14 protein-coding genes are annotated in these 12,497 nt (G+C 34.5%); 6 read left to right on the top strand and 8 right to left on the bottom strand.

All coding sequences use genetic code 11. From position 1 onward, the window contains the following. Window positions 1-77 precede the first annotated feature (77 nt). A complete protein-coding gene (locus F905_RS00155; RefSeq protein ID WP_005174618.1) occupies window positions 78-449 on the top strand; it encodes a hypothetical protein in 372 nt (123 codons plus the stop codon). A 2-nt stretch (window positions 450-451) separates the two neighbouring features. After that, the gene (locus F905_RS15460) at window positions 452-622 is read left to right on the top strand and encodes a hypothetical protein (protein ID WP_002067611.1); all 171 of its coding nucleotides are present in this window, start codon (window positions 452-454) and stop codon (window positions 620-622) included. Window positions 623-944: 322 nt separating this feature from the next. On the opposite strand, the gene F905_RS00150 is transcribed toward F905_RS15460, so the two are convergent. The 8 genes from F905_RS00150 to F905_RS00110 form a co-directional block, all read right to left on the bottom strand. Further along, complete coding sequence (locus F905_RS00150) at window positions 945-1,406, bottom strand: DIP1984 family protein (RefSeq protein WP_000761346.1); 462 nt, start codon at window positions 1,404-1,406, stop codon at window positions 945-947. 304 nt (window positions 1,407-1,710) lie between these two features. After that, window positions 1,711-4,122 carry a TonB-dependent receptor ZnuD2 gene (gene znuD2 / locus F905_RS00145; RefSeq protein WP_000932953.1) on the bottom strand — a complete coding sequence of 804 codons (2,412 nt, stop codon included), beginning with the start codon at window positions 4,120-4,122 and terminating at the stop codon, window positions 1,711-1,713. Between the two features lie 127 nt (window positions 4,123-4,249). Further along, window positions 4,250-4,564 carry a BrnA antitoxin family protein gene (locus F905_RS00140; RefSeq protein WP_001983304.1) on the bottom strand — a complete coding sequence of 105 codons (315 nt, stop codon included), beginning with the start codon at window positions 4,562-4,564 and terminating at the stop codon, window positions 4,250-4,252. Further along, window positions 4,551-4,838, bottom strand: a complete 288-nt coding sequence (locus F905_RS00135) for a BrnT family toxin (protein WP_005174615.1) — start codon at window positions 4,836-4,838, stop codon at window positions 4,551-4,553. Before F905_RS00135 ends, F905_RS00140 begins: the two co-directional genes overlap by 14 nt. 229 nt (window positions 4,839-5,067) lie before the next feature. Beyond that, window positions 5,068-5,487, bottom strand: coding sequence for a hypothetical protein (locus tag F905_RS15560; protein WP_005174612.1), 420 nt, complete (start codon window positions 5,485-5,487; stop codon window positions 5,068-5,070). Window positions 5,488-5,527: 40 nt separating this feature from the next. Then, the gene (locus F905_RS00125) at window positions 5,528-5,929 is read right to left on the bottom strand and encodes a hypothetical protein (RefSeq protein ID WP_005174608.1); all 402 of its coding nucleotides are present in this window, start codon (window positions 5,927-5,929) and stop codon (window positions 5,528-5,530) included. A 797-nt stretch (window positions 5,930-6,726) separates the two neighbouring features. Further along, window positions 6,727-7,017, bottom strand: a complete 291-nt coding sequence (locus tag F905_RS00115) for a hypothetical protein (protein WP_005174600.1) — start codon at window positions 7,015-7,017, stop codon at window positions 6,727-6,729. After that, on the bottom strand, window positions 7,017-7,658 hold the full coding sequence (locus tag F905_RS00110; RefSeq protein ID WP_004728244.1) for an AAA family ATPase: 642 nt from the start codon (window positions 7,656-7,658) through the stop codon (window positions 7,017-7,019). The genes F905_RS00115 and F905_RS00110 overlap by 1 nt, the downstream gene beginning before the upstream one ends. Window positions 7,659-8,002: 344 nt before the next feature. On the opposite strand from F905_RS00110, the gene F905_RS00105 reads away from it, so the two are divergent. From F905_RS00105 to F905_RS00090, 4 genes are all read left to right on the top strand, one after another. Further along, window positions 8,003-8,968, top strand: coding sequence for a replication initiation protein (locus F905_RS00105; protein WP_034597285.1), 966 nt, complete (start codon window positions 8,003-8,005; stop codon window positions 8,966-8,968). A gap of 47 nt (window positions 8,969-9,015) precedes the next feature. Beyond that, entirely contained in the window at window positions 9,016-9,576 is a 561-nt protein-coding gene (locus tag F905_RS00100) for a hypothetical protein (RefSeq protein ID WP_005174595.1), read from the top strand. 252 nt (window positions 9,577-9,828) lie between these two features. Continuing rightward, window positions 9,829-10,335, top strand: a complete 507-nt coding sequence (locus F905_RS00095) for a plasmid replication DNA-binding protein (RefSeq protein ID WP_005174592.1) — start codon at window positions 9,829-9,831, stop codon at window positions 10,333-10,335. Between the two features lie 856 nt (window positions 10,336-11,191). Beyond that, window positions 11,192-11,803, top strand: coding sequence for a recombinase family protein (locus F905_RS00090; protein WP_004641910.1), 612 nt, complete (start codon window positions 11,192-11,194; stop codon window positions 11,801-11,803). The last annotated feature ends 694 nt before the right edge of the window (window positions 11,804-12,497 follow it).

Below are 12,497 nucleotides of genomic sequence, written 5' to 3'. Positions count from 1 at the left end.
ATTATTTTTTATTTAATTAGTTGAATTATATATATTTAATTTTGTACAAAATCTAATTTTAATAAGAGGTGTAATTTATGGGCGAAAAAGTCAAAACTTATGCAGTCAGGTTAGATCCACAAGTAGCAGAATTCTACGATCAATTGGCTAATTCAGAAGGAATCAGAACCAGTAAATTATTCAGTAAAATTTTGACCAATGATTTTCAATCTATTGCTGTTAAACAGCAAGCCGATCGTATTGAGGATCTGGTGAATCGATTAGAAAAGCGAATAGATGATTTTGAGGAAGATAATAATTTTTCTGAAAAATACTATGAAGATTTTAGTAGTACTTACATGATGCTTTTATGGCTGTTAATGAAAAATGGTGCTTCTAAAGATGAAATTAGAAGTATGCAAGCTAAGGCCGCTAATTATGCGGAACAAAACTTTTCTAAGGAATCTTAATTTTGGACAATATTATTCAAATTTCAAAACCATGTACGCTTTGTGGAAATGGACAGAATGTACAGCTTTTTGCAGGCTTAATGCTTTGTAGAAGTTGTCAGGAAAATATTAAGCTCACTAATCCAGGCATGTTTGCGGCCAATGATGAGATTGAACAAAAAGCCCAGGATTAACTTGGGCTTCGCATAAGAGATTTTATGTTAAATGCCGAACTGAATTAAAAATAGAAATGTAGTTGAGCTGATGCTTGCTCATTTCTTTATTTTTAGTAATTGAGGTGAACATACTGTCAGTACATGGTAGTTATAAGTAACGTGTAACTTTGTTTGCACAAAGATTTGAGTTATGCCAAGTGATGGATTGATTTGTACTTAAAATTTTAAGCTTATCCACTTGCTTTGCAAGCCACTACACTTTATTTACAATCCTATGTTGTGGAAGTAAGGGATCTTGTACTCGCCCAGTATGTTCAACTTGATTATATCTAAAGGACTATTAGGCTTCAATCAAATCAATTTTCCAATTAGTCGACTGAATTAACACGTTTAAATCACGTAATTTAAGACTAATATCATCAGCTTGTTTTTGTAATGATGAAACTGGAATAACTTTATGCCACTTTATTTCCCGCGTACTATAACGATCAGATTCACGAGATGTATTACTTATTGCTGCAGTTAGGGTTTTGTGCTGTTCTACAAATTCATCACGCAAAGTCAATAAAGCAAGTAGAGAACGGCCATCATTTAATTTTGTTAAAGCATTAGTTTCATGAATTGCATAACTTAATTTTTGAAATTCTTGAATTAAAGAAAATACTTGTTTTAGTAGTTCATTTGGATCTTCAGATGGTTGATCACCATCTTGTACCAATACATTTGCATTGATACGTTGTTTTAGTGAAATAATTTTTTTTTGTTGATCACTTCGAAGTAAGAGAGCTTCTGCTAATTTCATTTTTCACCTATTAACCAATTAGAATTAAGTTTTAAACAGCTTATATCCTCATTCTTTAAAGATCAAAAAAATTGCTTTTTATCTAGCTAAAAGGTGTCTACAAAATCGGTGGCTATTCAGTGCTGAAAAGGCTGCCGACACATAAAGTGACCCAGATTGAAGAGTTACTGCCACACTGCTGGAAACCTAAATCGAATTAAAAAATAGGTATGGGATTCAGCGGACGCTTACCTTAATTATTAATCTAATCATTTTATAAGAAAAATCTTCTAAGAAATTTTCTTAGAAGATTACAGTATCTTATCTAGAAATTAAGATTTAAGCCTAAACTAAAATTTCTTCCAATTTGGGGAATATATGGCAAAAATGTTTCATGGGCATAGACTTTCTGATCAAGTAAATTATTCGCTTTAAAGAATAAATCATATTCTGTGTGAGATAGCTTATTTTTATATGCTAAAGTCATATTAAGCATATTATAACCTGATGTAACCTGCTCAAATTTAGAAATATTATCTTGTTTAAAGACTCGATAATATTCTATTTCACCTTTAAGCGATTCATCAAAATCAGCTTTTAGTCGTGTACCCAAACGAGCAGGAGGTAATCTAGGAGTGTAACGATCCTTTTGGGGAGCTAAAGTCGGTTCTCTATTCCAGATATCGTATGCAATTACAGCATCAGGTAAATTTGTTAAACGGCCTTTCACATAATCTCCAAAAAGAGAGCCGTGATAAACAGAATTAAATTGATACCCTATGTTGCCCTCTAATCCATAAAAATTAGCAGCAGACTGGCTATAATGATTAATACGTAGTGTATGCTGATCTCTAACTTTTGTAGTTCCTAAAACTTCATTGAGTGTCTGTAAATATATATAGTTATCAAAATCATAATAGTAAGTACTGATTTGATAATCAAGTAAATCATCCTTATAGGCCAGACTGATTTCTAAATTATTGGATTTCTCTTTTCTTAGAAAGCGGTTACCTATTTCAAAAGAATTAGTAGCGAGATGCATACCATGAGTATACATTTCTTGTGCATTAGGTAATCTTTCTTGATGTGTACCTGTTAATGATAAGATATAATTTGGAGCAAATCTCCAGTGGACTGTACCTGCATAAGAAAAAGCTGTTTCTTTGTTAGGTTGAACAGCTTCTAAAATAGATTTTAAATTTTGAGCCCTGATTTTATTATTTTTTTCTACATAAGGACTGTTATATTTATTAGGCCAAGGTTTCATTGAATCTTTAATTTTTTCTATATCATAATCCATACTAACTTTCTGCTTTTCTATACGAGCACCTAGTTCGAAAGTAAAGTCGTTCCAGTTATATTTTTCTAGGCCAAATACACTAAAGTTTTTAGTGACATTTCGATTTAATAGCTGCTGATTATCTAGATAGGTGGTATGGCCTTCTTGAGAATGGACTGGTGATAAAGCACTATTATCCTGTTCCAAATATTGTAGCCCCAAGATACCGGTTAATTCCCCTAATGGCTGATGTGATAACTCTATGCGGCCTACTTTTCCTGTATTTTTAAAAAAGTTAGTAATCTTATCTCCCTCGAGTTCATTGTGAAAATAATCTATATAACTCAATGAGGTACGAATTTTGTCAATACCGGTAAATGGTTGAGTGAATTCTCCACGCACATCATAACGTCGAGTATTTAAATCAATATAAGGAGCATTATGAGAGAAATTAGTTTCATGAATATGATTATGCTGATGACAATCAGGACGTGGATTTATGTAATTAATATCTTGCTCATCCATCAATTGAGGATAATATAAAAGATAATTTTTTAATCCACTAATTCGTGAATCGATACCGATTGCAGAGGCACCACAACCTTCATATAAATGGCTATGGGCTGGTAAACCATATTCATCATGACGATGTGTATAAGAAACTCCTAAATAAGTATTATCGTCTATCCAGGATAATCCAAGCGTACCTACTCTCGACTCTGCCCAGCTTTCTGGTAAATATTTTAAATTTTTATAAATACTGTTTTGGTTTTCAAGATCTTCTAAAGAATTATAAGAGCTAGACTGGTAATGAGGAGTTTTATAGTTACCAGCATTACGATATAACCCTTCTGCCCGTAAAGCTACATGTGGGCTTAAGCCAACTGTTACACCTGCTGTGGTCAACTTCTCATTACTGCCAGTATTAAAACGTAATGTAGTATTACCCTCTAATCCGTCTTGAGGCATTTGGGTTGGAATTTTATAGTCAATGACATTGACTACCCCTGCCGCACTATTTGAACTATACAAAAGGGTACTTGCACCACGTATAATTTCAATAGACTTAGCTAAACTTGGTTCAACTGTGACAGCGTGATCTGGAGACATATTAGACATATCCAACACGTCAGCATTATTCTGTAAAACTTTAATACGTTTTCCTTCCTGCCCACGAATAATAGGAGTAGATGCTCCACCTCCATATTGATTAGAATGAATTCCTAATTCCGTACCCAAGGCATCCCCTAGAGTTGTCGAACGCTGTTTAAGTTTACTAGTATCAATAAACTGATTACTAACATTTAGACTTTTGCCTAACAGCTCAGACCCTAACTCATCAGATTGTGCAGTTAATACTATTGTATTTAAGGTAGTAACAGGCCCTTCAGCTGCCAATAAAATTTTCGAGGCCCCTAAAGTAATTAAAGCTAAAAATAGTTTACTTTTATTTAGCATAAAACAACCAAATTTAATGTTATATTATAATATAACACTTAAAAATTTATAAAATCTACTATTTAAATTTTTGAATGGTAATCCCCCCTAAAAATGAAGTCAAAAATGGGAGCCTAAGCTCCCATTCTTATTGATGATTTTTTAATTCTTTTAGCATAGCATCTCGTAAAATTTCATTCATACGTGTTTGATAACCTTTGCCTTGTGCTTTGAACCAAGCAAGTACATCAGCATCTAACCGAATTGAAGTTTGTTGCTTTACTGGGCGGTAAAATTGATTTTGGCGTACAGCATTGCTCCAGTCTGTAATTTCAGGAATATCTGATAGATCTAGCTGATCATCAGGAACCGTGCCTTTAGCAAGCAAGCGTTGAATTTCAGCATCTTGCTTCTCACCAAATTTCTCATTCAGCTCTTTGTGTGAGTATCTAACCATGCTCATATTTGTTTCGCTCCGCTTTAGTGACTTGCCTTGCACTAATGATTCGGATGATTTCACAGTCATCTTCATCAAAAATGGTGTGAGCCACCAATAACATTAGTACGCCTTTAACTCGTCCAATGGTTTGCCAACGTTCTTCACCATTAGTATATCTGTCTTGGATTGAGATCCGTAATGGATCTTCAAAAACAAGGCTTGCCGTTTCGAAAGAGACATCATGCTTTTTCTGATTCTTTCGATTCTTTGCCTCATCCCATTCGAAATACTGTTCCATAAAAAACATTCAAATTTGTATATACAATAATGTATCACAAAATTGTATTACTCAAGTTGAAAAGCGTAATTTTCACTCAGATTTATTGGCTAAAAGTTACAACTTTGCTTAATAAAAAGCCGACTTGTTTCAAAATCGGCTTTTTGCTCATTTTTGGATTTTTATATTTTTATTAAGTAGTTGATATTTAAATTAATATACAAGTGTACTTCGTATAATCACCATTATGTTAAATAGATTTATCAGATGTTTTATTATTTTCAAAAATTTTGAAAGATGTATATAAAACAATAGCCCAGACAATCCAACCAAAAATATTAGCACCAATAGTTTCGTTGTAATTTAGGGGAACTAATAAAAACCTGATGATTAGGCCATATATACTATAGATGACTATCCAAGCTAATAAGACTTGAGATAATTTTTCAAATCTAAGATTTAATTTTTCATATTTATTTTTTGATAGATATTTGAAATTTATAGCTCCAAAAGACATTCCAAAAAGGATACAGATGATAAGAAACACAGGAAGTGAACCAAAGGCCATCGACTTACCTTCAATTTCTCGAATAACATACATGATGCATGCAAATGGTATACCCCACCCCAATCCACCATACAAAAATATCCACTTGAATTTATTGCTCATGAAATGCCTATTTTTAAAAGTACATAAATCTTAAATGTATTCATTTTGAATCTAATTTTTGAGAAAATTTAATGCCCAAAAATATTGCTAACATTAGGAAAAGAAGATGTGCATTTTCTGCTATGAAAGTATGTTCTAACTGATTCGCAAGAATTATGTACTTATTAAAAGCCCAATAAGTCACACCAAATAATATAAAAAAGCACAGAAGTAATGAGGCCTTAAGAAGAGCCCTTTTTATTTGCTTATTAGGTGCTTCAACTATCAAAAGCTCAATAAGAATGCTAGTAATAAAATATGCAGGAATTAAATATAGCAACATTTCTGGTATCACACCTAAGAAAGGCTTTCCTGTAGCTATATTGATATATATAAAATATCCAAGACCGTATACAACCGGTAAACTTATTATAAGAATGATCAATTTAGCTTTTTTGTTCATTTTCGACTCTTTTCTGAGGTTTAAATTTTTTATAATTTATATAAAACTTTAAAATTGACAGGAAAAAACCGATTAAACAATAAATGGAAAAAACCCCAATATTAATTAATGGCTTATCTAAAAAATAGTTGGCAAGAACAGTGCCACAAGTAAGTAACCCTATATATTCAAAAAATGAAAATGGGCTAATTTGAGAATTAAATAATTTCTGCATACAGATATCTTTTATATTTTTGAATTACTTTGATCAGAGTCTGTTTTGAGTTGTCTAGTTCGTTCTTGTGTATTGATAGTTTCTAGCTGACTAAGCCAATACTGGATTGCATATTGATATTTAGAAAAGAATGCAAAAAACATAAAAGTGAAGGTAGGTCCCATATCTATATTTTCAGAATAGCCCATATATTTATTATATAGCGCCATACCTATAGACCACATAGTTAACAACCAAAACATGTAGGTTGATAATTTTAGAAAGTTATCGAAGCTTTTACCTTTGAACATAAAAAACATAAAAAACATAAAAGTAATTAATTATTATTCTCAATTATATCAAACCTAGTAAGTAATTAAAATTTAAGATTTTCTAAAATTAACATAATACACCTTATACGAAACGTTTTGTAAAAACCATTTTAAAACAATGCCTTATATCTGTAAAAACAGTCTAAGCACGCTCTCTTAGGCTGTTTTATCAATCTTTCATGTTCCACGATCGATAAGTAAGCAATATTTCAAAAGTTTATTTAATAAAAATTTAAAGCATTAACTTATGTAAATTAAGTAACTTGCGTAAGTTACTTAATTTTATCTAATACGATTTTTTGCAGTTCTTCAGCAGATAGTTTTTCTAGTTGACTAATAGCAGCTTTTAAAATGATAGAACGATTGGCCTTAGCAACTCTACAATTTACCAAAAGAGTATCTATTTGATGATTGACATCTTCAGTTAAAGAGAAGGTGTATCTTTTATAAGTTTGCTGTGTTGGCTCTATTTTCTTAACACGTTTGGGTGCACCCTGAATAAAGTCCTCGATTTTTTCTTCGTTTAAACTTTGCTCAGATTTTTTTAAGCCTTTAAGTGCCATTAAAGATCTCCTAAAAACTCTTTAGCAATTTGTTCAATTTCTTGTTTAGCTTTTTCATCAGATGACATTTCAAAGACAGATAATCCATTTTCATCAGCATCATCATAGATATTTCGATTACACGTAAAATTGTTAAGTGGAATCAAATCAAAAGATTCACATGCTTCTTTAGCGTCTAATATTCTTTGAAACTGACTTGGTAAAGTTGGACATTGAGTAATAACTGCTCGAGTATAAAGCTCTGGATTTACAGCTTTGGCTAATCGGATCAACTTTTCAACATGAACCAATGTTTTTAGATCACGTCTTTTAGGACGAAATGGCAATAACATATGAGTTGCAATAGTCATTGCTGAACGTAAAGCCTCAGAATCTTGACCACCTGCATCGATAATAATGTCTTGATAGCGTTTAGACAGGTCTAATAATATTTGACGGATATTCCCAGCAGCTTGTACTGAAGGAATACTTTCTACTTTATTGTTGTCATCACGTTCTTTAATCCAATCAGTAGTAGTACCTTGTGGATCAGCATCCAATAATAAAATATCTCTCTTTTTCGCTTGTAAATACACAGCTAAATTTTGGGCGAGGCAACTTTTACCGGACCCTCCTTTTTCACCACCAACTAAAATTATCATCTTGATTATTTAACTTACGTAACTTATTTAAAATTCATTATATAAAGTTTTCTATTTAGATCAATAGTTTATAAATAATAAGATTATTTAACTTGCGCAACTTACGTAACTATCTTGATAATTTATTATTTTATATAGTTTTATTGATTGAAATTTTTTGTTGATTAGTTATATTCTTACAAAAGAAAGCCCCGATGATTTTCAAACTTGGCGGAATGGAATCAATCGAGGCTCGTATCTTTAACAACAATAAGGAGATGAATCCGTCTTGTGTTTGTTATAATCATATACCACAAATTTAGTATATGCAAAGAACAAAAGGCGGTTTACTAAAGTGTAAACCCATGAATTATACAAAAAGTCACTCGACACTGACTAAATTTAGAACGGAATTGGGGACACAGCAGCAACTCGATCTATTCGAGAGTCTACCAAATAAACCATATTGCATGGATGAGAAGCCTGGCTACATGCTCATCCGTACTAAATCCATCGCGGTTAAAAAGCCCTACATTCAGATAAATCCTCCCCTGACCACAATTTACTTTGTCTTTGACGATGACAAAGAAGATGCCGCTTTATCCTGGTTTGATGCCGGTTTACCTAAACCCTTTTGGACTACTCAAAACCCTGTTAATGGTCATAGCCATCATTGCTACAAGCTGGAGATACCGCTTTGTACCAGCGACTTTTCCAGCATTAAGGCAATCAAGTATGCCCAGGCGGTTTACTATGCCTATGCGCTCAAAATGGGGGCAGATCGCAACTATTCTCACCTCATTACCAAGAACCCCTTACATCCTCAATGGCGAACCACGTTCTGGACAGAGCGGGCTTATTCCCTGGACTACCTAGCGGACTTTGTTGACCTACCTAAGCGGATTCCGAAGAAGCTCGAAGTTGTCGGCTTAGGACGTAACGTTACAATGTTCGAGAAGGGCCGTCATTGGGCGTATAAGGCCATTAGAGACTATATGCACCATAACACTAGCCTTGAGTGGGAAAAGGCCGTCAGAGCGCAAATAGAAGCGATTAACAGCGGGTTTGAACAACCCTTACCTTATAGCGAAGTAAAAGCGACAGCAAAGAGCATTGCTAAGTGGGTGTGGCAGCGTTTTAGCTATGGAGAGTTCAGCGCCGTACAAGCAGTGCGCGGAGCAAAGGGTGGTAAAGCCAAAGGATTGGCTTATTCAGTAAAGCGTGAACAGGCAATACAGCTGAAAGCTAACGGCATGAACAATACCCAGATAGCAAAACAACTGGAGGTCGACCGTAAGACTGTCCGACGTTGGTTAGGGGTGGGACAATAGCCTTATCAGATAACAGCCTTCTGTTTTTAATCTCGAGGGGATTTTTTGTGGGTCTTACTAATAATGATTTGGAACGCGATGAGGACTTTTTAGAGTGTTCTAAACTTTACTTTAAAGTTGCACATGATGAATATCGGGATGAACTTTTGAGGGCTAATCGTCTTGATGAAAAAATCGGGCGTTTAATTGCTATCGTAAATATTTTGCTTGCTGGTATTGTAGCTTTTTCTACTACTTCTTTTTCAGATGAGCTTTTTACAGAATTATCTAATGGTTTAAAGATCTTACTTATCTTAATTCTTTTACTTTTATTGTCTTTTACATTCCTTTCTTGGTGGTTTTTGGTCACGGCTTCTAATTTCTCCTCTATAGGAAAAATAGCTGTTGATGATGAAGTTAGAGACTGGGTTTCTTCAAAGTCTCAAAGTGAGATGTATATTGCTCTTGCAGATGATTACAAGCATGCGATTGATAATGCAGAGAAAAAAATAAATCAATGTAAGGTAGACCCTTTAAATAAGAGTCTCTTTTTTTTGAAGTTATCGGTTGTTACATTATTGGTTTATCTAGTAATGATTTTTATTTTGAAATATGGAGCTATAACGTGACGACCCCGAAGGATCAAGTTCTTCCAAAGGAGCCAGTAAAAAAACCTATGCCGGATTATCAGCCTAGACCCTTAAGAAATGTGAATGAAAGTAATGTAGGGAATGGATATTCGCCAACAATATTAAATGAAGATAAGTCAGGTCGAAAGTAAGCCAAATTAAGTTTTCCATCATTGATGGTGGAAAACTTTTCTAGCGGTACATGTCACGTTAATGTAACCTGAACATTGAGTAGACAGTGAAAAAAACAATATGAAGGCACTATCGGTCATTGAGCTGGCAAAGCTGTATGGTATGAACCGCCAAAGCATCTATAAGCGTATAAATAAAGGCGATCTGAGCAAAAACAGTGACGGTAAGATTGATCTTGCCGAGGCTATAAGAGTCTTTGGTGAGCCATCACAGCGAAGCACACAGAACGTCACGTTACAGTCCCGGGCGGCACAAAAGTCGGCAGAAGTTGACATACTGCAACAACAGGTAGACATACTTAAAAAGCAGCTTGATCTGGCTCAAGAGCGCGAACAGTTCCAGCGTGAGCAGTTGAAAGCAAAAGATGATCAAATTTACTCGCTACAGCTACTTTGGGGAGCGCCAAAACCAGAACAGAAAGAAGAAAGTACAGAAGCCGATCAGCCAATAGCGCAAGTGGCCTCAGATCAGACTATGGAGGAGCCCAGGACAACTAATCCGGTATCACAGCCTGAACCTAAACGCCGTGGCTTGTTTGGCCGTGTAATACGTGCGGTACTCGATTAAAGTCATGAAGTTACACTAATAGGGTAGATAAGAACTATTTTAGAGATAGTCATGATCTGACTGATACATAAACTTATCCACAAAGTTGTCGATAAATAAACTATATTTCTTTGATTTTAAAATAAAATTCTTATTGTATAAGTAGTTACGAGTACACAGAAATTGGGGGAGTTCTTTCCCTAAACTTTTTGTCTAAATACGAAAATTTTTTCATAAAAAGTCAATATTGATCTACCCTATATTTTCCCGTATCTTGCCAAAATAAGGTGTTGATTCTGTTGTCAGACAGCACTGAGAATATCATTAAGTTACCCCTCTCATCTTCCACAATTCGAGAGATAACTTAATGAGTATGGAGCCTTAATTTACTTCTCTCATCTTCCACAACTCGAGAGATAAATTGAGGCGTTATCGAGGCCAGAGAAGACAACGATGAGGTATATAAATTGATATTAAAGTCGAAAACACCGTTGAACACAACCGGAATTTGTCATTGCCTTCTCACAGACAGAGAGGAGGTAAGGCATGAATATGATTTCACTGAAATTGATTCTACAAGCTATTAGCTTGCTAGCAGACTTAATTCAGCTCACGCAAATCTTGCAACCATTACTCTATTAAATATTAAAACCGCCTGCTGGATCAGGCGGTTTTTTTCGTTTTGCTTGGTTCTACGTAAATTAAAGAGCAGAACTACCCATAAAAAATAATTTCATTCACGTACGAGCCTCAAGAAACACTATCATTGCACTATAGCTGAATGATAGCGAGCCAAATCGCATACAATATCTATCATTAGACTTAGTGCAATAATTAAATGATAGTATTATCATTAATCTAATAGAATTAAGATTAAATGATAGAAATGAATACACGTATTTATCTACGAGCTTCAACTAAAGATCAAGATGCAGAAAGGGCTTTGCAGATTCTTCAGGATCTAAACCAAAACTTGAATTTGGGCGAAACCATTGTGTACGTGGAAAACTATAGTGGTACGAAGTTAGACCGACCTGAATTGAATAAGCTACTGTCAGAAGCAAATCAAGGTGACACCTTGTTAGTTGAAAGTATTGACCGATTATCACGCCTAACCCAACAGGATTTTCAAGAGCTGAAGCGCAGGATCCAGGAGAAGGGACTTCGTTTAGTCGTAGCGGATCTTCCTACTACCTACCAAATGATTCAAACCAGTGACAGCATTACTCATTCAATCCTGGAACTCATCAATAATATGTTGATTGATCTCCTGGCAACAATGGCCCGCCTGGACAATGAGAAACGTATAGAACGTATTAAGCAGGGCCTGGCACGTTCGGGTTACAAGCCAACAGGTAAGAAAGCCAATGAGGCTAAGCACAAACGAATAAAAGAATTGCTAGCAGCTGGCAATATGACTAAGGAAGAAATTGCCAAAGCAGTGAATTGTGGAGTTGCAACTGTTTATCGAGTTGCTAAAGTCATTTAAAAAGGCTTGTATCAGTGCTTCCCTTATGTCATATCTATTTACAAAGGAGCAAGGCATTCTTAAAGATCAAAAGAAGGGATTAATGATGAAAAAGCATTTGATTTTCCTTGTTTTTATAGTGATGGTTTTTATTTTAGCTCTAGTTGTAAAGATTGATAATGATCATAAAAAAGGGCAAGCATTAAAGAAATTGGAACTAGTTGAAAAGCAAATCCATTAGGTAAAAATTGACTTATACTTATTTAAATAACGCTAATAACTAAGCTCAAAGAACACCTAGACCCAGTGCTACACACGCTTAGTTTTTTATATTTTAAAAGAGCATTTTAGCAAATATCATAAAAGACCGGTCTATTCTCAAGCCGGTTTTTTATATCGCAGAGTATCATGGCTTCATCATAGATATATGAATATTAAGATAAAAAGCAAAAGCAACTCGGAATTCGCTTCGCTCATAAAACTTTTTTACTCGCTACGCTCGGTCCAGGAGCAAATTTCTGCATGAAACTTATGCTTTCTTAGACTAAAGAGAAAAAAAATGTTTTTCAGAGGGTCTAGGCGCAAATTTTGATAGTTCGCTCGTAGACACTCGCTCTATGCATCTATCTAAAGTCAAAATACCTCTTTATTTCGCTCTCATTTGCGTTTTTTGAGCTGTTTTCTGTTTTTCACTATGAGATCTATGTTTTCTAGG

The organism is Acinetobacter sp. CIP 53.82 (assembly GCF_000369465.1).
In the GTDB taxonomy this organism is placed as follows: domain Bacteria; phylum Pseudomonadota; class Gammaproteobacteria; order Pseudomonadales; family Moraxellaceae; genus Acinetobacter; species Acinetobacter indicus.
Note: the sequence above shows the minus strand (reverse complement) of the source record. Positions and strands in the feature narration are given on the sequence as shown.

Excerpts from the sequence above, each read along its gene's own strand:
- F905_RS00140 (WP_001983304.1), bottom strand. The coding sequence starts at position 4,564 with ATGAGCATGGTTAGATACTCACACAAAGAGCTGAATGAGAAATTTGGT.
- F905_RS00115 (WP_005174600.1), bottom strand. The coding sequence starts at position 7,017 with ATGGCACTTAAAGGCTTAAAAAAATCTGAGCAAAGTTTAAACGAAGAA.
- F905_RS00110 (WP_004728244.1), bottom strand. The coding sequence starts at position 7,658 with ATGATAATTTTAGTTGGTGGTGAAAAAGGAGGGTCCGGTAAAAGTTGC.
- znuD2 (WP_000932953.1), bottom strand. The coding sequence starts at position 4,122 with ATGCTAAATAAAAGTAAACTATTTTTAGCTTTAATTACTTTAGGGGCC.
- F905_RS00150 (WP_000761346.1), bottom strand. The coding sequence starts at position 1,406 with ATGAAATTAGCAGAAGCTCTCTTACTTCGAAGTGATCAACAAAAAAAA.
- F905_RS00105 (WP_034597285.1), top strand. The coding sequence starts at position 8,003 with ATGAATTATACAAAAAGTCACTCGACACTGACTAAATTTAGAACGGAA.
- F905_RS00095 (WP_005174592.1), top strand. The coding sequence starts at position 9,829 with ATGAAGGCACTATCGGTCATTGAGCTGGCAAAGCTGTATGGTATGAAC.
- F905_RS00090 (WP_004641910.1), top strand. The coding sequence starts at position 11,192 with ATGATAGAAATGAATACACGTATTTATCTACGAGCTTCAACTAAAGAT.
- F905_RS00135 (WP_005174615.1), bottom strand. The coding sequence starts at position 4,838 with ATGGAACAGTATTTCGAATGGGATGAGGCAAAGAATCGAAAGAATCAG.
- F905_RS00125 (WP_005174608.1), bottom strand. The coding sequence starts at position 5,929 with ATGAACAAAAAAGCTAAATTGATCATTCTTATAATAAGTTTACCGGTT.
- F905_RS15560 (WP_005174612.1), bottom strand. The coding sequence starts at position 5,487 with ATGAGCAATAAATTCAAGTGGATATTTTTGTATGGTGGATTGGGGTGG.
- F905_RS00155 (WP_005174618.1), top strand. The coding sequence starts at position 78 with ATGGGCGAAAAAGTCAAAACTTATGCAGTCAGGTTAGATCCACAAGTA.